Here is a 22,284-nt window from a genome sequence, read left to right as displayed (position 1 = left end):
GCCAGCGCCGATCCGGTCGACAGGCATCGCGCTGATGGATGAATTCGAGAATGGATGGACTCAGTGAGTAGTTGTTTGTATCACTTGGTCACAGTGCAGTCGACGCCTTGCGATCCGGATGTCTTTGTCGGCAACGTGGTGCCTGGACGATACGGCAAAATTTTCGGCGGACAACTTTTGGGGCAATCGGTAATGGCGGCATCGGCTACCGTGGACCCCCGGCGCGTTGCCCACTCGCTACATGCCAACTTTGTTCGGCGGGTGATCCCGCTGATCCCGTCCAGTACCGTGTCGAGCGGCTCCGTGATGGCCGATCCTTCTCGGTGCGGGCGATCAGAGCCTGGCAAGGTGACCGCCTCCTGATGACAGAAATCATGTCATTTCATGAGGCCGGCAAAGGCCTGAATCACTCAATGTCGCACGATGACTTGTATCCGGCACCTGAGGATCTGGAGACCTACGCCGCCAGGGCCGGGCTAACAGACCCTGCAGTGGAAAACCTTGCACACCGCGACATACATAGAGTTGCGGCCCGTCGCCGCCGATGGGCCGCAACACGCAAAGGGAGACTATGGGCAGGCGGTTTGGCTTCGTGCCCGGGAGCCCGTAAGGGACCTTTCAGCCACTCAGGCAGCCGTGCACCGGGCAGTACTGGCTCTAGCCAGCGACTTCACCCTTCTGGAACCAGTCGTCCACCACCACGACCTGTCGCTCTCGACGCCTGACGTAGCCATTGCCAGCCTGGATCACTCCCTGTGGTGGCACTCGGACGGACAGCTCGATGACTGGATTCTGTACGTGCAGGAGAGCCCTTGGCCTGGCCGAGGGCGTGGGTTCGCCTGCGGACGACTCTTTAGCATGGACGGACGTCTACTGGCCTCGGTGGCGCAGGAGGGGCTTGTACGCGTACCTGCTGGGGTGGCATCCGATGAAGGCTAAGAGCCGCGCTAAGGTTATTGTCGCTCGGTCCCGTCCTGCTCATGACCCTGAACCGTCCCGAGGTGCTGAATGCAGTCGATGGGGAGCTGAGTGACCAACTCGGAAGTGCGCTGACCCGCCTGGAAGAGCCGAGCAAGCTGCGAGCGGGAGTTAAGAAGGGTTCGGGAAGGGCCTTCTGCGCGGGCCTTGATATGAAAGCGGTTGCTAACGGGGCGGCCGTTGAAGCAACGAGGCATCCCGAATGGGGTTTCGCCGGCATCGCCGAACGTCAGCTTAGGAAGCCATTGATTGCAGCAGTGAACGGCGACGCCGTGGGCGGCGGCTTTGAGATCGTTCTCGCCTGTGACCTTGCCATCACCGTGCCCTCAGCACGGTTCGCTCTGCCAGAGGTTAGGCATGGTCTCATCGCCGCCGGGGCGGTATTTTTCGGGTGTCGCAACAGCTCCCGGGCAAGATCGCTTCAGAACCGCTTCTGACTGGGCGAATCTTTCAGGCGTCCGGGCCGCGCGGTGAGGTCTGGCCAACGGGGTCGTTCCTGAGGCAGTCGTAGGGGAAGCTCTTCGGATGGCAGGGCTCATCGCGGCAAACGGTCCGCTCGCCGTGCAAACAACCAAGGGTATCCACCAGGCCGCCGCTGAGACCTCTGCCGCAGGGATACGCGGCAGCGGTTCCCGCGATCGCGAGGCATCCAAAGTTTTTCGCGCCGTGGGATGCCAGCGAGGCATCACCGCGTTCGTACGAGGTAGTCAGGCAACCTTCACCGGAACCCGACAGATATTCCGACACCTGAATCGTGCGTCCGCACGCCTGTACTCGCCATCAAACTGACTCCATGCGGGCGTTCCCCCTGGGGAAGCCCGCATTGAGTTCATTTCGGCCATTCAGAGGATGGCCAGCGCATTTGCTGTTGAACTTGCTGCCCCGTAAAGGTTCAGGGGCGCTGCGACGAACAGGAAATCGAACCGGCCGCGTGCATGACATGCTTCGGCCAACTTGTCCATGTCGAGCAGTTCCCCGAGGGCGTATCCGAGACCGGGGATCAGCTTGCGGTGCAGTGAGCCGTTTTTGGGATTCCCAGGGGCGCTCTCGACTGCAGGATTATCAGCCATGACTGCTGCAATTTGCGAGTTCCACAGGAAGCGGACCATATCGTCCGTCGAGGCAATTCCCGCGAATTCGTCACCTGCTGACGTCAGGTTTTCTCTGCGGATCTGTCGCGCCCGATATTCGGCAACCCAACCAAAACGCAGACAGAGGATGTCTCCCGGCTCGAGGGTGACATTTTGGGCTTCCAGGATGCTCGTTAATTCCTCGACTCCGAGGGTCCGCTCCTCGAAGGGGTTCCACTCCTGGCCGTAGTGCCCACGGACGTCCACCAGAACCCCGCGGCCAACGATAGCCCGTTGCGCCCAATGGTGCATGCCGAGCGCATCGCGTGCTTCATCATGGTCGGTGATGCCGCCATAGAACCCGTATTCCCGGGCTCTAACGTGCAGCAGTCCATCCAGCTGGGAACTGGATTGAGGATTGAACTGATCGAGTTCATCCTCAAATATGTTTCGTCCGGTTTCACTTACTGTATGGACGGTCGGCCGCCTGCCAAACAAGGGCGGGTCAAGGAGGTCACTCTCAAGAGAGAGGGATAAAACCTGGCCGCTGGCTACCGATTGTGCGGCCTCCCGGACGGCCGTGTCAGCAAGCAGATCCAGGGTTCCAAGTGATCCGTCGAGCTTGCCCCATGAGGTGCGGATACCCAGCGGGGCAAGGAGCGGAAGATCGTCGTATTGGCAGAACTCTGCTTCGGTCATTACAGTCCCACTTCGTTGAAGTGCGAGATGGCACCTTTGAGGCCGCGTTCTTTGATCGATGCCTGCAGCTTCTGGATTTCGGGGGTCAGATGCAACAGGGCGTCCGTTTCGGCTCCCATTCGGCTGATCGCGATAAGCCCCTGCAATTCGGCCACCCGGTTCACGGCCTCCTTCTTCAATTTTAGGATGGAGGCCGGCGTGCGGCTAATTGAGACTGCCAGGTCACGTACGTACTCGTCAAGCTGGTCGGAGGGCACAGCTTCGGTTGCCCATCCCCATTGCGCCGCTGTCCGGCCGTCAATTCGGTGGCCAGCGTCAAAGGACATGAGTTTTGCGCGTTTAGGCCCGACAAGTGTGGCCCAGATTGGAGAAATGAACCCCCCGCCAATCGGTAGGGCTGGGGAAGCGGCGATGACTGCGTCTTCGGCCACGATAGTGATATCGCTGAAGATGCACAGTTGCGTGCCGCCTGCCATGCAGTACCCGTGAACCTGTGTGATGACCGGAAGTGGGTGGCGCCATATCTTGGTGAAAATTTCGATGTTGCGGAGCTGCCGATCACGGTCCTCAACGGCGCTGCGCTCATCGGCGTAGCCTATTTCTTTCGAGTCGGAGCCTGCATCGTAGCCTGCCGAGAAAGCCCTGCCGGCACCCTTGATCACTACTGCCCGGTGCTCGACGCCGGCAAGGTAGTCGAAGGCGGCGTCGAGCTCGTCAAGGAGCTTGTCGTTGAGTGCATTGAGCCGCTCTGGCCGGTTTAGAGTGATTTGCGCGACGTGGCCTTCCAGTTCCAGGACGATCGCGGAGTAAGTGGGAAAGGTCATGCTATATCGTGCCCTTCTTGCGGAGGTTGAGGCTGAAGGGGGGAGTCTCGAGTGAAAGGGACGTAGCGCGGCTCTTCTCGGCGACAAGATCGACAATGTTGGCGACCATTGCGTCTGCTGCACGGCGTGGGTCTTTGCGGACCGGTCCCCGTGCCAGGGTCTTGTCAACCTCATCCTTGGAGTTCATGAACCGAAGGAGAAGTTCTTCATCGGAGATGCCGGAAGGGAAATTGCTTCGGATTTCGCTGAGGCTGGGGTTGGGGCGTTCCCATTTTTCGGCAATTTCGCGGGCACGAGGTGAGGATAGGATGCGGTCCTTGACGTCCTGGTTAACCGGGCCATAGATCGGGCCGTAGTGGCCAAGGAGATAGTGAACGACTTCGTCGGGGCTCATGCTGTAGGGGTCCCCGGTAATGATGTTAAGGACTGCCTGGATTCCGACGAACTGTGAGAAGGGTGTCGCCATGATCGGCTCGCCGAAGTCGATTCGCACTCGGGGGATTTCAGCGAGGACTTCAGGGAACCGGTCTGTCATGCCGTGCTGTCCAAGCTGGCGCAGGAGGGTTCCGGTCATTCCTCCAGGCAGCTGGTGATCATATACCCGGGGGTCGTACTCGGCTGGGACACCGAGCAGGTGGCCACCTTCCTCCGCGGTGCGGGTGAAGTGATCTGCGACCGGCGCAAACTTGCTCTTGTCGAGCGAATGGGTGTGGCCCATGTGTTCGATGATGTTGACCATGGCCTCGGTGGAGGGCAGTGAGACGCCGTTGGCCATGGGCCGCGAAGCGGTGTGAAGAACGTTGATGCCGGCCTCGACGCCAATGATGTAGTTGTGCAGGGCCTGGCCCGTGCTGGCATGGAAGTGTAGTTCGAGAGTCGCGTCCCCGACGGCTTTCTTCAGCGCTGGAAGCAGGGTTTTAGCCCGGTCCGGGGTGAGGATTCCGGGAGCGTCTTCCAGCTCGACGGTTGAGACACCGTTCCAGGACGCCATTTCACGTGCCTTGTCAGCGAAGAAATCATCGCCGTGAACACTGGTCAGCCCGTACATAACGGTAGGAACAGCTTCCCCGCCTTCAGCGACCACCACGTCAACGAGCCGCTTCATCGTGGGCATATCGTAGGCCACATCGTAAAGCCAGAAGCTGGTAACCCCGTGCTTGATCAGGGTCTTGACCCAGAGATCGATGATGGATTCCGGTGCGTGGGCGAACCCCATGACGCTGTAAGTGCGCATGCCGGCCCTGAGGGTGTTCCCCGGAAGTCCCGCGACGAGGAAATCAGTGGTATCCCATGGGTCGTCAAAATAGTCCCGGGTCAGGACGGTGAACATCCCAGGCCCGGTCAGGTCAATGGTTTTGAAGCCGGTGGAGGCCAGATGGGGGAGGGCACCTGCGGCCTCGAAGGCCCGCATGCGCAGACCCCATAGGCTCTGTTGACCGTCCCGCAGGGTCTGGTCGACGAAATCGATGTGCATATTGGTCCAATCAGGGTGCGGTCCCGGGCGGAGAGGCTCTGCGGGGGAGGAGGAACTAGTTGCTGGCCAGGAATGACTCTTCGAGCCATTTGGTGGTAATCGGTTCGGTTCGGAACCGGGTGTCGTTCATAATTTCGAGCTGGAGGGCGAGGGTCGTTGAGATCCCCACCGCCCGCGACTTGCGGAGGACGTTGGCCATTTTGTCGATGGCTTCCTCGCGGGTCCGGCCGTGGACGATGATCTTGGCGATCAGTGAGTCATAAAACGGGGAGACAGTTGCTCCGTCCTGCATGTACGTATCTACCCGCACCCCGGTCCCGGAAGGGACTGTCCACTCAGTAACGAGTCCCGGTGATGGAAGGAATCCATTTCGGGGGTCCTCAGCGTTAATCCGGCACTCGATGGCGTGACCCTGGATTTGGACATCGTCCTGCATAAACGACAACGGCTCCCCCCGGGCGATGCGGATCTGCTCGCGAATAATGTCGATACCAGTCACGGCCTCGCTCACAGGGTGTTCGACCTGGACGCGCGCGTTCACCTCAAGGAAGACGAAGGTATCGCGCTGGACGTCAACGAGAAACTCACATGTGGCAGCGCCGCGATAATCCAAAGCCTTAGCTAGGGAAACCGCCGCGCTCCTGATGCGCTCTACGAGAGCGTCGGGCAGGCCGGCGCTGGGAGCTTCCTCGATAATCTTTTGGTAGCGGCGCTGCGCGGAACAATCGCGCTCTCCGAGGTGGCACACGTTGCCATGGGCATCAGCGAGCAGCTGCACCTCGATGTGCCGCGCCTTCTCAATGTAGGGCTCGAGGTAGACGGTGCCGTCACCGAAGGCCTTCTCCGCTTCGGTGCTCGAGCGGATGAACCCTTCGCGCAGATCTTGAGGGCCGCGCACAATGGTCATGCCGCGACCACCGCCACCGGCGGATGCCTTCAGCAAAAGGGGATAGGCATCAAGGGCATCGGCAGCCCGAATGGCCTCGGCCAGGTCCGTCAAGCCGGGCGTGCCTTTTCCGGTGGGGATCCCAACAGATTCAGCGGCGGCCCGGGCCAGCAGTTTGTCGCCGGATTCCCGCATCACCGATGCCGGCGGACCGATAAAGGTAATTCCATTCTCTTCGCAGGCGTCGACGAGGGTTGCGCGTTCGGACAGGAAGCCATAGCCGGGGTGAATGGCGTCGCAATCACTGTTCAGCGCGGCCTGGATGATACGGGGCACCGAAAGGTAACTCTCGGATGCGGCGCCAGGTCCTATGACCACCACCTGATCAGCCAGTCGGGCTGCGAGCGAATTCCTGTCAGCATCGGAAACCGCCAGGACGCTCTCCATTCCTTCGTCAAAACAGGCGCGGATGATCCGGACCGCAATTTCACCGCGATTGGCAACGAGGATTCTGCGCATCGGTCTAGCCCGCGTCCGGACGGATGCTAAACAGGGGGCTGCCGAACTGGACAGCGTCTCCGGCCTTTGCGTGAACTGCCGTGATGACTCCGGACGTTCCCGCAGCTACGTGAGACATGAGCTTCATGATCTCGACGATGCAGACTACGTCATTCTCAGCCACGGTGCTGCCGATTTCGACAAAGGGAGGAGCGCCTGGCTCAGGAGCACTCCAGAACACTCCAACCGTAGGGGACGTTACCAGCACGTCTGTTTCAGCTGACGACGGAGCCTGGGACGCCGGTATTGCGGCTGGGGCAGCAGGTGCCGCCGGGGCGGCGGGCGCCGGAACAGCGGGAACGGGGGATGACAACGCCGGCGGCTCGCCGGCGGCAACCACAGAATCGACCGGAGCCGGAGGCTGCGTCGCGTGCATGCCGTTGCGGGCAACGGCAATCTTGACGTCCCCCACGACAACCGTGGCCTCGTCCCAATCCGACTCCTGCAGAGCCTTGACGATGCTGTTTATGTCACCTGGCGAGATTGTCATTCAAATGTCTCCTACTTCTCTGTAGTCTTTTGCGTGATCAGGTGCTTCCGTGGGCGGGCGCGCAGACCGGCGTCACGCAGGCCGTTCGCAAGACCTGTGGGCTGGAAAATCTTTATCAAACAATCGATTGGTGGTTTCGAGGCTACCCCCTGTCAACTTGCGGGTCAATCATTCCCCGCCCATTTTCATCCCCATCACCGAAACCCCTACCATCCAAATGTTTGTTTGATACAGTGGAGGACAAGTTAAGTGCCTGACACGCCACGGGTTCTTAAGAGCGATCTGGGCGTGGGGAACAGAAACAGGCCGTGGCCACGAAGGAGTGCCCGTGATAAACAAAGAAGTGACCAGCGCAGAAGCCGCTGTGGCTGGGATTGGCGATGGCGCCACAGTGATGGTCGGTGGCTTCGGCCCCCCCGGGCAGCCTGTGGAACTCATCGAAGCTCTCCTCGAGACAGGAGCCCGGGACCTCACCATTATCAACAACAACGCCGGAGCCGGCGGCGATGCGATCGCGAAGTTGTTCGCAGCCAAGCGGGTAGCAAAAGTCATTTGCTCTTTCCCGAAGGCTATCGGCTCCACTGTCTTTGACGAGCTGTACCTGGCCAAACAAATAGAGCTTGAACTGGTCCCCCAGGGAACCCTTGCCGAAAGAATCCGTGCTGCCGGGGCCGGGATCGCAGCCTTTTACACCCAAACAGGCTATGGCACTGAGCTTGCCGAAGGTAAGCCAGTCCAGCGCTTCGACGGCAAATCGTATGTCCTGGAGGAAGCTCTCCACGCCGATTTTGCTCTCGTACGGGCTTTCAAGGCTGACCGCTGGGGGAATTTGATCTACCGCAAAACTGCCCGGAACTTTGGCCCCCTCATGGTGGCAGCAGCAAAAACTTCCATCGTCGAGGTCAATGAGATAGTTCCGCTTGGAGGCATCGACCCCGAGATCGTTGTAACTCCGGGAATATATGTGGATCGTCTGTTTCAGGTGCCGGCAAGCGGCCAACTCAGTAAGGGAATTGCATAAATGACACTTTCACGCCAGCAGATCGCGGCACGGGTAGCTTTGGATATACCGGACGGCTCCTACGTGAATCTGGGCATCGGGGTACCCACCCTCGTAGCCGACTTCCTTCCCGATGACCGCGAAATCATCCTTCATACCGAAAACGGTTTGCTCGGTATGGGTCCGGCAGCAGCTGGCAATGAGGTGGATGAAGACCTGATCAATGCCGGGAAGATCTACGTGACCGAGGTCCCCGGGTCGTCCTACTTCCACCACGCCGACTCATTCGCCATGATGCGAGGGGGGCACCTCGACTACTGCGTTCTGGGGGCTTTTCAAGTTTCTGTGCGGGGAGATCTCGCCAACTGGCGGACCAACTCACCCACTGCAATCCCAGGAGTAGGCGGCGCCATGGATCTGGCCATGGGAGCCAAGCATGTTTACGTTGTGATGGACCTTCTGACGAAATCCGGTGAGAGCAAGCTGGTCACGGCCTGCGACTACCCGCTGACCGGTGCAGAGTGCGTCGAGCGCGTATATACCGATCATGCCCTCTTTGAACTCGGCGAGGACGGGGTTCGAGTCCTGGATCTTTATGTCGATATGTCCATCCGGGACTTGGAAGCACTGGTCGGCATTCCACTTCTGGATGCAACCGCCGCAAGTATCATGTCAACCTAACAACCGGTAGAATCTGGGTACGCACAGCGAAGGGACAAAGACCATGGCCAAAACTGCCACGGCTAAAACTGCCACGAGCAGTCCGGCGTCGGACGGGATGCGCCGCAACCGTGACGCAAACGTCATGGCGGCCGCCGTTGAGGTGATGTCAGAGCGCGGCTACGCAGCAACCACCATTCAGGAGGTTGCCGATCGTGTCGGGGTCCTGAAGGGAAGCTTGTACCACTACTTCAGCTCCAAGGAAGAGCTGCTGTTCCGGATCCTCGAGGAGTCACACCAGCAGAATGCTGAGATCGTCGCGCGGGTCAAGGCATCGGAGTCGAGCGCACTCGAGGAGCTGCTGGAGTACCTGAAGCAGTCAGCTGCCTGGCACTTGGCCAACGTCGAACGCGCCAACATTTTCTTCACCGAGAGCCGACACCTCACCGGAGCCCGCCGTGAGAAAGCGCGCCAAGACAGCAGGAACTACCTTCACTACATTCAGGAGCTCCTGGAAAAAGCCCGCACCGAGGGTGACGTCCGCGAAGACATCGATGTCAGGCTCGTCACGCGTTTCGTACTGGGCGCCCTGAACAATGTTCGCACCTGGCCGCCGAGATCAGGGAGCCAGATCCCGGCCGAGGATGCCGTCCAGGCGTTTACTGAGATGATCAAGAGTTCGATCCTCCCTCCCCGCAGTACCTAGATGTAAGCGCCGTGCCGTCGCAGCGTCTGCTGCTGGCAGCTACGAGGGTTCTTGCCCATCCCGCCGTCTCCTCTTGTGGCGGGGACCTTGTCCCCGGTCGCCCATTATTCTTGCGCCGAACCCTTGTGGGATGGCGGCAGGAAACTGTCCCCTGGCGGCCGGCGGAATTCGTAACAACTCATCCCTTGTGTCCGAACAAAGCTGGCTATGCCCACATACCCGAAGCAGACCCGTCGGCAAGAACGCATGTGTTCGATAGTCACCGGGGTTTTCTTCAGCCGCTCTTCGAAAGCCGGCGACCTGGCACCATACGCAGTTGGGCTATGCCGCCACCCAGAGCAAGCATGCCGATAGCGAATGCATAAATGATGGTTGCTGTAGCCAGACCCAGAGCGTCGGCCAAGCCACCGGTCAGAGCAACGGGAAGCCCGAAGGCCAGATAGCTCACGACGTACAAGGCTGAGAAGACTTGCACACGTTGTCGTTCCGGTACGCGCGAAACGACCAGCCTGAAGGCCGCTGCATTCCCTGCACCGAACCCTGATGCAGTCAGAAGCGTCGCTGCTGCGAAGAGCGGAAAATCGCTGAAGAGCACCGATGCCGCCAAGGCCAAAGCGCCGCTAGCCATCAATAAGGCACCCCACACAGCTGAGGTGCGCGGACGCATACGCCCACAGAATGCCCCCGCCCCGGCGGCAACAAGACAGAACAGACCTGTGGCCAGTCCACCCATCATGGCAACCTGCCCGCCCAAAGTCGCACGAACGATGACGGGTACCAGACTTAAGTAAAGTGCGCCCAGCATCCAGCCGGAGATCACCAATGGAGCGGCCCGGACAAATTCCGCGCGGGCACACAGCGGAACCGCAACGGACGGGAGCATCGATCTCCATGCCCCTGCGGCTCTTGCTTGAGCCTCTGGCAGCCATACGCACACGACCGCTACCCCGAAGAGCAGGAAGGTATAGGACCCGAAAACGACCGGGGCTGGAGCCGTCGGCAAGGTCAGGGCCACGGCGGCGCCGATAGCCCCAAGTGCTGACCCCAACTGTGGTGCCAGGGCCGCTATGGTAGGCCCCACCGAAGATCTGGAAGAAGGCGCAAAGCGGACTATGCCAGCTCCCAAGGCACTGATGACGGCTCCGGTGGCGGCTCCCTGAACGCCGCGGGCAGCTATGACCGCTCCAATTGAATCCGCAAAACACAGAACGAGCATGGATATGGCGGTTCCGGTGAATCCGAGAACGAGAACCGGTCTGACCCCTACATGGTTCGCGAGACTGCCGGCACACAGTAATGCGAGCAACAGGGTCACTGCATAGATGGAAAAGGCAGCCGTCAGCAGCCCGGAAGGGAACTCCCAGTCCTGCTGCATCCGGTCATAAAGAGGCGTGGGGGCCGCTGCCGCGGCAAATGCGGCGACGCTCCCCAAGACGTAGACGACAAACGAGACACCGGGAGAAAGCCCACGCGGAACCAGCTTCGCGGTCAGCGCGTGGACCACTGGGCGCCCCCGCAGAACTCGGCAATAGGTATGCTGGACATCAAACGAACCTATCAAACGTATGGTAGATTCACAAGGTCCTGCGGCCGCGATGGTCGATTCACCCGCCTGAATACCTACCAAACGCTTGACTGGTTTGAATCGTGGCTGAAGACTTGACGGACATGCCTGGGTCACCACACTGTTGCCGGTAGCTGCTTCGCATCATTACGTATTCACTGCAACGAAAGGAATTATGTTGACTAACTGGTCCGGCGGCTTCGCCGAAATGGAGATTGACATCCAAATCCAGGGACGGGTCCGGGTCTTCGACCTGGCCGTGAAACTGGAAAACGGCATGGCCCGCCATCCGCACCACCCGCCCTACTCGTTTGCCATGGCAAAGACACATGGCGGCCACGGATACCAGGGCGGCGTGTCAGCGGCTATGGAAATGATCTCCATGGGAGCCCATGTGGGCACACACGTTGACGCCCTGGGTCACGTCTCCAAGGACGGCAAAGTGTACGGCGAAAGAAGCGTTGCTACGGGGCCGGACGGCAATGCGGGCCTGGATGTTGGAAGCATTGAGGAAACCTTGCCCATGATTGGGAGGGGCCATCTGGTCAATCTGCCGAAACTGTTCGGCAGGGACCTTACGCCCTCCGACGGTATCGGAGCAGAGGTCTTTGAGCGCTGGTTCGCGGATAAGCCGGCACCCCAGAAGGGATCAATCGTCCTCGTGCGGACGGGTTGGATGAAATACTGGCACGACCCGGAACGCTACATCGGCCTGTCGACAGGATTGCCCGGAGTAACTCTGGACGGTGCTCAATGGCTAAGCCGGCGGGGTATCACCGCCACGGGTTCTGACACCATGAATTACGAGCACAAACCTGATTCAAAGATCATCAACCTTCCCGTGCACGTTCATAACCTGGTGGAGAACGGAATTCCCATCATGGAATCCATGGACCTCGAGGCTTTGGGTGAGGCGGGAATCACCGACTTCACCTTCCTCGCGGTCCCGCTGAGGATAGGCGGGGGGACCGGCTCTCCGGTCCGCCCCCTGGCAATCGTTTAAGCCACCCAGGATGAAGACCAAAGCCTTCCGCTCACCACGCCGCTATGGTAGCGTAAGCAACCAATCGTTTGGTTAGTTCTAACGACAAGGAAGTCATGCCGACAGAAACTGAAACTGCATCGCGGAAGGGCTTCGCTGAGGCCGCCCGTCAATGGCTGGAAGAGAACGTCCCGGAACGCTGGCGCACACACCGCAGCGTCATGACCGAAGAGGAGGGCTACGAGATCCGCCGTGAGTGGGACCGGCAGTTGCACCGCGGAGGGTACGCTGGCCTCTCGCTGCCCAAGGAGTTCGGTGGTCAGGGACTCGACGTAGCCGAAGAAGTGATCTTCGCGGACCTTGCCGGCAGAGCCCAGGCTCCTGACGGACTGGCGCGTATCGGCCGGATTCTTACCGCGCCCACCCTTGTCGCTCACGGGACGCAATACCAGCTCGGGCGCTTCCTTCCCAAGATCCTCAACGGTGACGAAGTGTGGTGCCAGGGATTTTCGGAGCCGGATGCCGGCTCCGACCTTGCAGGTGTCCGGTGCCGTGCGGTCAAAGTGGACGGCGGATACGCTGTCACTGGCCGGAAAATATGGACCAGCTTCGCCAGTGTCGCCGACCGTTGCCTGCTATTGGCCCAGACCGACCCGGCAGCTGCCCGTCACAAGAACCTGACCATGTTCCTGCTGGATATGAAGCAGCCCGGGGTTTCCATCAGCGGGATCCGGCAGTCATCAGGACTGACGCACTTCGCCGAGGTCCAGTTTGACAATGTGTTTGTGGCCGACGAGGACAGGGTTGCCGGTGAAGGCGACGGGTGGAAGGTCGCCATGACCGTTCTCGCCAACGAGCGTGGCGGCGTGGAAGCCGCGAGCCGCTACGTGGAGATCCGCGCTGACATGGATAGCCTCCAGCGGGCCATCGGTCATCTGCCTGAGTACCAGCGGCAGCTCGAAGACTACGACTCCCGCGTCGAGCTCATTCGGTGGCAGGTCATGAAATCGATCGACTACGACAAGGATTCCGCGGAGTTCCTCAAGGCCGCTTCCGTGCTGAAGCTTTGGTGGAGCGAACTGTGGCAACAGATCGCCGAACTAGGACTCGAAACAGCCGACGCCACCAACGTCGAACACTGGCGGCTGCAGTACCTCGAGACACGGGCAGCCTCCATCTACTCCGGCAGCTCGGAAATTCAACGAAACATCATTAGCGAGAGAATTCTGGGGCTGCCACGATGAGCATGGTTAAAACAGCTGCCGGCGAAATCGGTATCGCCGTCGCCGAGGCGATTCGCGATGCGATGACAAAGGCTACGGCCGGCGCCACCATCGCCACGTACATTGAAGGAAAGCCCCCGGTTGCCTGGGAGGTCCTCGGAGACGCTGGGTGGGATCTGGCTGGCGTCATTGAGGACGAGGACTCCACCAGCCTCAGAGACCTCGTTGAGATTGCCGGGGCGTGGGGCGAGACCCTCATTCAGCTTCCACTGGTAACGAGCCTGGCGGTGAAACGGCATTCAGTAGCCGCGGCCGAAGCGGAGGGTCCGGTGACGCTGAGCGTTCCGGTGCGCACCTTGCCAAACGGAACGGGCTTCGTGCCTTTCGGCCAGGTCCCCGGTATCTCAATCATTGATTCAGTCGCCGATGGTTCCCCTGTCCGCGCCTTTGAGGGGGGAAACCCGCTGGACTTCGCACCCAGCTTGCTTGCGGCGTCATCCCCGGGAACGACAAGTCTGAGCGCGGAAGCACGCCGCGAGCTTGCCGTCATCTGGGCCGCTGAGGCGGCCGGCCGGGCAGCGAAGGTGCTTCAGGAGGCTATTGAATTCACAAAACAGCGGCAACAGTTCGGCAAGCCTGTTGGCAGCTTCCAGGCCGTCAAGCACCACTTGGCCAATGCACACATCGCTGCTGAAGTGGCGCAGACCGCGGCCATCTGGGCCAGTCTTGACGACGCCAGCACGCGGCAGGCCGTCGCACAGTCCTTCGCCCAGAGCTTGAAGTCCGTCCAGCTCTCCATCCAGACCTACGGCGGCCTGGGCTTTACCTGGGAAATGGGCCTGCATTTCTCACTTCGGCACATCACAACGCTGCGGGAACTCGCTGCAGGAGTCCTGAACGATGCCTGAAGCCGTCATTGTTTCCGCCGCACGGTCACCTATAGGTCGGGCATTCAAGGGCTCCTTGACCCAAGTCCGCCCCGATGACCTGGCCGCGCATATCCTTCGCAGTGCCCTGGACAAGGTTCCCGCCCTGAACCCGGCATTGATCGAGGACATCCTCGTCGGCTGCGGCCTTCCCGGTGGCGAGCAAGGCTTTAATATCGCACGTGCGGTTGCTGTGCTGCTTGGCCTGGACGGGGTCCCCGGTGCGACAGTCAACCGCTTCTGCGCATCCAGTCTGCAAACGACACGAATGGCATTCCATGCAATCCGGGCGGGAGAAGCCGATGTGATGGTCTCCGCCGGCGTCGAAAGCGTCTCCCGGTTGACTCCCGGGAATCCTGATTCCGAGGCAGCGAGGAACCCCCTCCTAACCGGCCAAGGAATGAGGCAGGACGGCATCTGGCAAGATCCTCGGGACCAGCGCCGCAGCCCCAATCTCTACATGGACATGGGAACAACCGCTGAAAATGTCGCGAGCATGTACGGGGTGACCCGTGAGCATATGGACGAATTCGCCTACTGGTCCCAGCGCAAGGCAGAGGCCAGCAGAGTCGCAGGATTCTGGGAAAAGGACATAACGCAGGTCCCGCTTCCGGGCGGCACCCTCCTTGCAAAGGACGACGCTCCCCGGCCCAGCACGACCCTGGAAGGCCTGGCCGCGCTTGCCCCGATCTTCCGCGAAGATGGACTAGTTACCGCAGGAAACGCGTGCGGCATCAACGACGGTGCAGCAGCTCTGGTACTGATGAGCGACACCAAAGCCAGAGAGCTCGGTATCGTTCCCTTGGCCAGGATCGTCTCCACAGCCGCCTCCGGACTGTCTCCGGAGATCATGGGACTCGGTCCTGTCGAGGCCTCCCGTAAGGCCTTGGCGTTGGCAGGGATGACAATCAACGACATCGACCAGTTCGAGCTGAATGAAGCCTTTGCTGCGCAGGTGCTTCCATCCCAACGCGAACTTGGGATTCCCGACGAAAAGCTGAACGTCAACGGTGGTGCCATCGCACTCGGTCACCCCTACGGCATGACCGGGGCCAGGATCACAACAACGCTGATGAATTCGCTCGTTGCCCGCGACCAGCAGTTCGGTCTTGAAACTATGTGCGTCGCCGGCGGCATGGGGATGGCCATGGTCATCGAACGGCTGTCCTAAGCCCATCAGCATCAGGCTCGCCAGTCGGCGCACCATTGTGTGCCAGCCATCCCCGAACGCTGAATCTACCAAACGGATGGTTGACTAAATGGTGTCCCTGCTGCTTTACTGGTTAGACGAAGCATTGAGACTTCGGGATACCTGCCCGGCGGCTGTCAACAGCCTGAAGGGGCTGCAATCTTCGAGCATAGAAAGGCGGGGACGATGAAGATCCTTGTTCTTGTGAAAGAAGTACCGGACACCTGGGGTGAGCGGAAGTTGGATCCTGCCAGCGGCAGGGTTGACCGGGAGTCCGTCGATCCCGTGCTGGATGAGATTGGCGAACGCGCGATCGAGGCGGCGCTCACTATCAAGGGATCGGACAAGTCGACGGAGGTCATAGTCGTGTCAATGAGCCCGTCCTCCGCGTCCAAGTCGTTGCGCAAGGGGCTGGCCATGGGCGCCACCTCAGCCATTCACTTGGCAGACGAGGCCCTGCGCGGCGCTGACATGCTGCTGACCGCCGAAGCGCTGTCCGTTCTCATCCAGAATGAGGGCTTCGACCTCGTTATTGCCGGTAACGAATCCACCGATGGCAGGGGAGGCATGATCCCAGCCATGGTTGCTGAACACCTCGGTGTTCCCCACGTGACGTTCCTGGAATCCATCGAAATATCCGGGAACCGGGTGTCGGGTGTTCGAGGCGCAGACAGTGGCATGGTGGAGGTCTCAGCGAATCTTCCCGCCGTGGCATCAATTACGGAACGGTTGCCCGATCCAAGATTCCCGAACTTTAAGGGAATTCTGAGTGCAAAAAAGAAGCCCTACACGACAGTTACCCTCGCCGAACTCGGCGTCGATGCCGCACGTCCCGTTTCTTCTGTCATCGTCTCATCCCGTGAACGGCCGGCACGCAGCGGCGGCATCAAGATCGTCGACTCCGGCAACGCCGGCCGCGACCTCGCCGAATTTCTGGCACAGAACCGCCTGCTCTAGGTCCTAAGGAGAACCACCATGTCCCACATTTTGATTCTGGCCGACATCTCTCCCTCGGGGGACGTCCGCGGAGACACGCAAGCACTGATTTCAGCGGCCGCCCAATGGGGAATTCCCGTGGCAGTGGCTACCGTACCGCCAGGCGCCGGGGAGGCAGTGGCAACAAAGCTGGGTGCCCTTGGAGCCGAGAAGGTCTTCATTGCCGAAAATGAACACGCCCACACCGCCTTGACCGCACCCCAACTTGAAGGCCTGACGCAAGCGGCACACCAGTTCGACCCGCAAGCGATTCTGCTCTCACACACTCACGACGGTCAGGATATCGCTGGCCGGGCTGCGGTTCGCCTCGGCGCTGCTGTCAATGCCGATGTCGTTGCGATCACGAAGAGCGACAACGCTTTCACGACGACTCATTCGGTCTTTGGAGGATCTTTCGTTGTGGAGGCCTCTGCAAACGGTGGCGCTCCGATGATCATCACAGTCCGCCCGGGCGCCTTCGAAGCCTCCGCTGTGACCGCTGTGGCCCCGGAGGTGACAACGGCATCCGTGAGCGTTGATCCAGCCGGAGCTGCCGCGCTGGGCAACGTGCACGCCACGGGAGAGACCTCAAGTCGGCCCGACCTTCGGACTGCAAAAAAGGTCGTCTCCGGCGGTAAGGGCCTGGGCTCCAAGGATGACTTCGTCCTCGTCGAACAGCTGGCCGACGCGCTTGGCGCAGCCGTGGGTTCCTCGCGCGCTGCCGTTGATGCCGGCTATGCACCCCAGACTCGACAGGTGGGACAGACGGGCATCACTGTTTCGCCCGACCTCTACATCGCACTTGGGATCTCTGGCGCAATCCAGCACCGGGCCGGGATGCAGACCTCGAAAGTCATTGTCGCCGTCGATAAGGACCAGGATGCGCCGATCTTTGATATCGCCGACTACGGCGTGGTGGGGGATGTCTTCACGATCGTGCCCCAGCTTATTCAAGCAATCGGCGAACGCCAGAGACAACAAGTCTAGACAGGCAGCCTCATGCTCTGGCCCGTAAAGAAAGACACTCAAATGACGAAGAGCAAGTGGTTTCCTCTTGTCTGGATCATCCCCGCCGCGGTGCTCACATTGGCCGCACTCGTGCTGGTTGCGCGGCTCGTAAGAGACTTTCCCGCGGTCCAGGACTTCCTCAGGACTTATCCCGGCGAGACACCGTTGCCGGCCGGATCGCCTGTCGGGATCCCCGCCTGGCTAAATTGGCAGCACTTCCTCAACGCATTCTTCCTTGTCCTCATCATCAAGTCCGGGTGGCGCGTGCGAACGGTCACCCGCCCCCCTGCCTATTGGACCCGTAACAACAAGGGGTTCATACGGACCAAGAACCCGCCGACGAAGATCTCGCTTGACCTTTGGCTCCATCTCACCGTCGACATCCTGTGGCTGCTGAACGGACTGGTCTTTTCTGTACTTTTGGCCGTCAGCGGCCACTGGGTCCGGCTGGTGCCGACCAGCTGGGAAGCGTTTCCCAACGCACTGTCGGCCGCGCTGCAGTACCTTTCCCTGGACTGGCCCACGGAGAACGGCTGGGTCAACTACAACAGTCTCCAAATGCTGGCCTACTTCACCATTGTGTTTCTGGCTGCCCCCCTCGCCGCCCTGACAGGCGTGCGGATGTCCCCGCTGTGGCCAAAGAGCACGGAAAAGCTCAACAGGGCCTACCCAATCGAACTTGCACGGGCCGTCCACCTTCCAGTCATGTTCTTCTTCGTCGGCTTTGTGATCGTGCATGTTGCCCTGGTTCTTACGACAGGGGCGCTGCGAAACCTCAATCACATGTACGCTGCGGAGTCCTCCGCGTCGTCCTGGCTTGGCTTTTGGCTCTTCGCCGCGTCTGTAGTCATCATGGCGATTGCATGGGTAGGTTCGCGGCCGCTCATCCTTCGCCCCATTGCCAATCTCACGGGCAAAGTCAGCAGGTAGCGTGTAGTGCCAGGGCAGGGCCCTGGCGCTCTACATTCGAGACCGAACAACGAAGAAGGAGCCGGTCGACTCAGAATCATAGGCTCTTTGTCACCAAAGTCGCTTGCGGGATCCCACGCCATTTCGATGCCAGACTCCGGCTCATTAATCGCCCACCGATTGTCACGCAGGCCTTTGGCGGTCCCAGTGTGCAGTGTCGGGCTCAAATTAGCCACCCGCTCCAGCAGGCACTCCTCCGCTCTTTGACTATACAGGCAGGCTGCGGGCCCTGCGGTAAAAATGCCTCGATCGGGCGTCAGCAGACCGGGGCAGACGACCATGCATGGAGAGGCCGGCAACAAACGGACGACGGCCGCCAACATCTGCTCATGCTATTTCGGTTGGCTTACCGTCGCGAAAGAACACGTACTCACGAGATACGAACGATGAGGAGGCCTCCTCTGAAAACATCCGACGACGAACGACGGACGCAGGGCCCGAGGTCAGTTCCGAACCCCAGGCCATCATCGCTTGGCGAGTCGCAAACCAGACTTCTTCAACACAGATGAAGGATTCTAGGATGCTGGTTTGGGTCCCGTCCATGCTGGCTAGCGGGCTGGTGACGAAACCGACCGTCCAGCCGGCCACCTGGGCGGCCAAAAGCCGATTTCCGCCGGCTTCGGGCAGGTAATGCTGCAGGTACTCAAAGCGGATCTCCTCCGTACCGAGGCCGGAACCAGGAGCCGATAGCATGACCACCTTGTGGGCTCCGTGACCTTGCGTGAGTTGAACCTGATCAACAGCGAAGGCCACGCTGATTTGCCTGTTCAAGAACTTTTGTTCGTCGGGCAGGATTCGGTCGCGAAACTGCGGTGTCTCCGAGAAGCTGGGCGGGACTTCGGCCGTTGCGGGAGCCAGGACCTGGGCGAGTCCCGCATAGCTGAAAGGCCCGCCCCAGGGTCCCTGTGCGTGCACATGATCCTGGGAATAGTGAATGCGATAGCGGCCGTACCCTGGGGTCCTTGCTACGAGCGGACCATGCCGGCGCAGCCAATACTCTTCGAACTCGTTCCGACTCAACCCTTCACGCGGCGAAAGCAACGCCATTCTGCAGCACTCCAAAATAGGGATCCTTCCTTCGGCACGTCGGATTCGGTGACATTTTCTGATCAGGCTCTGCCGGAGTCAGAGAGGTCGAGCGGGCGAGCGGGATGGGCACGAACGTCTGATATCGGGCGCATCCATCCGCTTGCAGAATGCGGCGTCCAGCGTCGAGCGTCGAGCGTCCAGCGTCGATGGAGCAGTGGAGCGGCCCTGCGGAGAGCCCCGGGGCACAGTGGTGGTCGCGGGTATCGGGGGCGGTTGGAGGGACGTGAGGCACTCAGATGATCGGTTTAGAAGAGAACGGATTTTCGGTGACTGGCGTCCCGCTTCCTCGGGCGTCGGCCACGACGAGCCCCATCGGAGCAGACTCCGTTTCGTCCCAAATCTTAGGGAAGCTCTCGATGATCGTCTCAGGTGAAACGGAGGCGTCCAGTTGAACCCCTCGGGTTTGCGTGACGTAAATGCGGCTGACATGCCCTCCTGCTGCGCCGATGACCTCACCGGTGAAGGGTACGGAACGGTGAGCCAAGGCGACCACCACTGGTGCAACCCGGTCAGGCTGGAAGTCATCCTCGAGCATCTTCCGCCGTTCCGGCGAAACGTCAGGGGCGCGCGAGTACAGCGGGGTCCACGCCGTGGGGGAGATGGCGTTGACCTTGATGCCGTGGGATTGTCCTTCAACCGCGAGAGCGCGTGTCAAACCGTATACGCCCCCTTTGCTGGCCGCATATGCAGCACCCTGTGGGTCACCAAAGAAGGCGGCACGCGATACGGTATTTACCACTCGGCCATAATTTTGGTCGCAGAAGTGGGGCCATGCGGCCTGAGTGATATGCCAGGTGGATTCGAACTGTATCGCGAGCATCTCGCGGTACTCCTCCAGGGGATAGTTTTCGAAATGCTGGAAGTGAACGATGCCGGCGTTGTTGATGAGAATATCGATCCTGCCAAAGGCTTCCAACGCGGACTCGATCACCGAAGCGGCTCCGGTTTGCGTGCCGATGTCAGCGGTATTCGCCACAGCGGAACCACCCTTGAGGCATATCGCTTCGGCCGCAATCTCTGCTACCGGACGTTCGCTCTCAGTCCCTAAACGTATCCGGTTGTTCACAACTACTTGTGCCCCTCGTGCCGCGAGCAGGTCGGCATAGGCACGGCCCAGGCCGCGGGCGCCGCCTGTGACGACAGCGACCTGACCGTCGAGTCGAACATCGTTTTTCATGAGTCTCTTTCCCATATGAGGACCTTTGTACTTACGGACTGTGCAAGTTGCCCGCCGGGTACATCGTTCATTCATTTACTCGGAGACACCGCGGACCGGACCCGAATCGGAAGCATGCGTCTTGAGAGAGGGGAACGTCGGGCTTCGAGCCCGAGTTGCGCTTATGAGCGGCGGGCAGCGGGGAGGCCATCAGATTGGCAGCGTAAGCGCTATCAACTCCCTGCTGGGGAGGGGCTGGCTGCTGCTGGTCATCGGCCCACAGATGGTGACTGGGGCCGTGGGTCCAGTGCCCGCGGTGCCGTGCGCAAGGTGTCTAGACCACGCGCCAGGACGTCATTCGAAACCCGGTGCACCTGAACTGAGCTTGGCAGTAACGGCTTGCGCGCCCTCGACGAGGCGGTCCCGATAGCGGGCGATTTCCCGACCGGACAGCCGGTTGGGCAGCTGGTACAAGCTGAGCATAAGCACCACGTCCCCGTCGGCGCCGAACACGGGCGCACTGATGTATCGAACCCGGTACTCTTCGTCGTCGCGAATGTCGGTCGGTTCGTACCCTTCCAGGTTCAGTGCCTGCACCGCCGCGAGGAGCTCATCGGTTTGTTCGCGCGTTGCACCCTTGAGGGGTAGGTCGTTGATCGCACGTTCGAATCGCACTTGCTCGTCGCTGCGCAAGACCACGGACCAGCCACGGGAACGGACCCGTTGGGTCATTTCTCGAATGCCGGCTTGGTCAAAATTACCGTTGCTCCGGGCGCTCCATTCCTTGATCTGTTCATCATCGCTCCACGCGATAATGGGCAATCCCAATGGAGCATTGAAGGGCATGCGCTGGCCAAGGCGTTGGTGGCTTGGAGCGTCCAGCGACCGAGCAACCGCGTTGCCCAAGAGGACAAGTTGCGTGCCGATCGCCGCCGAGGTGAAGCACTCTACGCCGAGGTCCTCAGCGATTGTCGACATCTCTTCCCGGGCCTGATCCACCAGTCGTAGCGGCTGGAGAAGGTCAGCTTCAGCGGGGGCTGTGAGGGAGATGGAAGCAAATCGGCCGTAGCCACCCTGGAAGAACAACAGCGGGGGCCGTGAATCGGCTGAATCAAGCTCCTTGACCGCGCCGATTACGATGTAGTGGTCGCCTGCCTCGTAGACCTCTACGATGTCGCACTCAATCCAGGCGATCGATCCCTGAATACGCGGGGTCTGGAACTCGGATTCCACCCAATCTATAGATGTGAACTTCTCGGCACCCTTTCGGGCGAGGCTCCGGCAAACAGACTCTTGGTGCGCGCCAAGGATATTGGCGCAGAAGTACCCTGCCTCCCGGATCTTGGGAAAAGTGGTCGACTTCTTGTCCGGCAAGAACGCCACGAGCGGTGGGTCTAGTGACACCGAGGTGAAGGTTCCCACTGTCATCCCAACGGGTTGCCCTTCTCTATCGAGCGAAGTAATTGAGGTCACTCCGGTCGGATAATTGCCCATTACCGATCGAAACCGAAGTGGGTCGATCGTTGCCACTGAATTTTCCATGACTCTAGTCCTCCTTGACTGAGATTGAACCTGATATAGAGGGGGCAGTTTCAGATGAAGAATTCTGTCGCGGCCTTATAGCCCGATTCACCTGATGGTTATTGCGACCGCCGGCAAGGTTTCGACTTCCACCAAACAATCGGTTGGAAGATTAGTGTATGTGGCGCGGGTCGTGACAGTCAATGCCCCATTCTGCCAGCCCTCCGGGGCCAGGAGTGTCGAGCTTCTGCTCGGAGCGGGAATTCAACGGTGCAGACCGTGTGGCTCCCCGCCCCGATGGGTAAGTGAGCTCGACGGACGGCACGAGGCCCCACCT

Annotated in this window: 21 protein-coding genes and 1 pseudogene; 13 read left to right on the top strand and 9 right to left on the bottom strand. The window is 60.2% G+C overall.

Features of this window, described 5'->3' with window-relative positions; all coding sequences use genetic code 11:
• Positions 1-54 precede the first annotated feature (54 nt).
• The 3 genes and pseudogenes from SBP01_RS19810 to SBP01_RS13455 form a co-directional block, all read left to right on the top strand.
• Positions 55-323 (top strand): annotated as a pseudogene (locus SBP01_RS19810) (acyl-CoA thioesterase); the annotation flags it as partial.
• Between the two features lie 178 nt (positions 324-501).
• The gene (locus SBP01_RS19805) at positions 502-939 is read left to right on the top strand and encodes an acyl-CoA thioesterase (protein WP_414004230.1); all 438 of its coding nucleotides are present in this window, start codon (positions 502-504) and stop codon (positions 937-939) included.
• A 41-nt stretch (positions 940-980) separates the two neighbouring features.
• Positions 981-1,415: an enoyl-CoA hydratase-related protein gene (locus SBP01_RS13455; RefSeq protein ID WP_320536101.1), complete on the top strand. Its 435-nt coding sequence runs from the start codon at positions 981-983 to the stop codon at positions 1,413-1,415.
• A gap of 405 nt (positions 1,416-1,820) precedes the next feature.
• Here SBP01_RS13455 and SBP01_RS13450 read toward each other — a convergent pair whose 3' ends face one another.
• From SBP01_RS13450 to SBP01_RS13430, 5 genes are read right to left on the bottom strand one after another with little or no spacing between them, the layout of a single operon-like run.
• Positions 1,821-2,747, bottom strand: a complete 927-nt coding sequence (locus SBP01_RS13450) for a cyclase family protein (RefSeq protein WP_320536100.1) — start codon at positions 2,745-2,747, stop codon at positions 1,821-1,823.
• The gene (locus tag SBP01_RS13445; protein ID WP_320536099.1) at positions 2,747-3,571 is read right to left on the bottom strand and encodes an enoyl-CoA hydratase-related protein; all 825 of its coding nucleotides are present in this window, start codon (positions 3,569-3,571) and stop codon (positions 2,747-2,749) included. The genes SBP01_RS13450 and SBP01_RS13445 overlap by 1 nt, the downstream gene beginning before the upstream one ends.
• Position 3,572: 1 nt before the next feature.
• Entirely contained in the window at positions 3,573-5,045 is a 1,473-nt protein-coding gene (locus tag SBP01_RS13440) for a hypothetical protein (RefSeq protein WP_320536098.1), read from the bottom strand.
• Between the two features lie 55 nt (positions 5,046-5,100).
• Positions 5,101-6,450: an acetyl/propionyl/methylcrotonyl-CoA carboxylase subunit alpha gene (locus SBP01_RS13435; RefSeq protein WP_320536097.1), complete on the bottom strand. Its 1,350-nt coding sequence runs from the start codon at positions 6,448-6,450 to the stop codon at positions 5,101-5,103.
• Between the two features lie 4 nt (positions 6,451-6,454).
• Positions 6,455-6,979: an acetyl-CoA carboxylase biotin carboxyl carrier protein gene (locus SBP01_RS13430; protein ID WP_320536096.1), complete on the bottom strand. Its 525-nt coding sequence runs from the start codon at positions 6,977-6,979 to the stop codon at positions 6,455-6,457.
• A 328-nt stretch (positions 6,980-7,307) separates the two neighbouring features.
• Here SBP01_RS13430 and SBP01_RS13425 point away from each other — a divergent pair, with 328 nt between their 5' ends.
• Genes SBP01_RS13425 through SBP01_RS13415 form a run of 3 tightly spaced genes read left to right on the top strand, consistent with a single transcriptional unit; the run spans position 7,308 to position 9,345 of the window.
• Positions 7,308-8,000 carry a 3-oxoacid CoA-transferase subunit A gene (locus SBP01_RS13425; protein ID WP_320536095.1) on the top strand — a complete coding sequence of 231 codons (693 nt, stop codon included), beginning with the start codon at positions 7,308-7,310 and terminating at the stop codon, positions 7,998-8,000.
• Positions 8,001-8,660: a 3-oxoacid CoA-transferase subunit B gene (locus tag SBP01_RS13420; RefSeq protein ID WP_320536094.1), complete on the top strand. Its 660-nt coding sequence runs from the start codon at positions 8,001-8,003 to the stop codon at positions 8,658-8,660. It begins immediately after the preceding gene.
• A gap of 43 nt (positions 8,661-8,703) precedes the next feature.
• Positions 8,704-9,345, top strand: coding sequence for a TetR/AcrR family transcriptional regulator (locus SBP01_RS13415; RefSeq protein WP_320536093.1), 642 nt, complete (start codon positions 8,704-8,706; stop codon positions 9,343-9,345).
• Between the two features lie 274 nt (positions 9,346-9,619).
• On the opposite strand, the gene SBP01_RS13410 is transcribed toward SBP01_RS13415, so the two are convergent.
• On the bottom strand, positions 9,620-10,849 hold the full coding sequence (locus tag SBP01_RS13410; protein ID WP_320536092.1) for an MFS transporter: 1,230 nt from the start codon (positions 10,847-10,849) through the stop codon (positions 9,620-9,622).
• A gap of 235 nt (positions 10,850-11,084) precedes the next feature.
• Between SBP01_RS13410 and SBP01_RS13405 the strand changes: the two genes are divergently transcribed.
• From SBP01_RS13405 to SBP01_RS13375, 7 genes are all read left to right on the top strand, one after another.
• Entirely contained in the window at positions 11,085-11,912 is an 828-nt protein-coding gene (locus tag SBP01_RS13405) for a cyclase family protein (RefSeq protein WP_320536091.1), read from the top strand.
• Between the two features lie 95 nt (positions 11,913-12,007).
• Positions 12,008-13,135, top strand: a complete 1,128-nt coding sequence (locus SBP01_RS13400) for an acyl-CoA dehydrogenase family protein (RefSeq protein WP_320536090.1) — start codon at positions 12,008-12,010, stop codon at positions 13,133-13,135.
• A 2-nt stretch (positions 13,136-13,137) separates the two neighbouring features.
• The gene (locus tag SBP01_RS13395; protein ID WP_320536089.1) at positions 13,138-14,022 is read left to right on the top strand and encodes an acyl-CoA dehydrogenase family protein; all 885 of its coding nucleotides are present in this window, start codon (positions 13,138-13,140) and stop codon (positions 14,020-14,022) included.
• Positions 14,015-15,211 (top strand): acetyl-CoA C-acetyltransferase, encoded by a 1,197-nt coding sequence (locus tag SBP01_RS13390; protein ID WP_320536088.1) that lies wholly within the window; start codon positions 14,015-14,017, stop codon positions 15,209-15,211. Before SBP01_RS13395 ends, SBP01_RS13390 begins: the two co-directional genes overlap by 8 nt.
• A gap of 204 nt (positions 15,212-15,415) precedes the next feature.
• Complete coding sequence (locus tag SBP01_RS13385; protein ID WP_320536087.1) at positions 15,416-16,186, top strand: electron transfer flavoprotein subunit beta/FixA family protein; 771 nt, start codon at positions 15,416-15,418, stop codon at positions 16,184-16,186.
• An 18-nt stretch (positions 16,187-16,204) separates the two neighbouring features.
• Positions 16,205-17,191: an electron transfer flavoprotein subunit alpha/FixB family protein gene (locus SBP01_RS13380; RefSeq protein ID WP_320536086.1), complete on the top strand. Its 987-nt coding sequence runs from the start codon at positions 16,205-16,207 to the stop codon at positions 17,189-17,191.
• Positions 17,192-17,203: 12 nt separating this feature from the next.
• On the top strand, positions 17,204-18,142 hold the full coding sequence (locus SBP01_RS13375; RefSeq protein ID WP_414004229.1) for a cytochrome b/b6 domain-containing protein: 939 nt from the start codon (positions 17,204-17,206) through the stop codon (positions 18,140-18,142).
• A 366-nt stretch (positions 18,143-18,508) separates the two neighbouring features.
• Here the strand turns inward: SBP01_RS13375 and SBP01_RS13370 are convergent, their stop codons facing one another.
• The 3 genes from SBP01_RS13370 to SBP01_RS13360 form a co-directional block, all read right to left on the bottom strand.
• Entirely contained in the window at positions 18,509-19,228 is a 720-nt protein-coding gene (locus SBP01_RS13370) for an EthD domain-containing protein (protein WP_320536084.1), read from the bottom strand.
• Between the two features lie 274 nt (positions 19,229-19,502).
• The gene (locus tag SBP01_RS13365; RefSeq protein ID WP_320536083.1) at positions 19,503-20,447 is read right to left on the bottom strand and encodes an SDR family NAD(P)-dependent oxidoreductase; all 945 of its coding nucleotides are present in this window, start codon (positions 20,445-20,447) and stop codon (positions 19,503-19,505) included.
• A gap of 333 nt (positions 20,448-20,780) precedes the next feature.
• On the bottom strand, positions 20,781-21,968 hold the full coding sequence (locus tag SBP01_RS13360; protein WP_320536082.1) for a flavin reductase: 1,188 nt from the start codon (positions 21,966-21,968) through the stop codon (positions 20,781-20,783).
• Positions 21,969-22,284 lie beyond the last annotated feature (316 nt).

Origin of the sequence: Pseudarthrobacter sp. IC2-21 (genome assembly GCF_034048115.1) — a bacterium.
GTDB classification, from domain to species: Bacteria; Actinomycetota; Actinomycetes; order Actinomycetales; family Micrococcaceae; genus Arthrobacter; species Arthrobacter naphthalenicus.
This window is presented reverse-complemented; position numbering and strand designations above follow the sequence as displayed.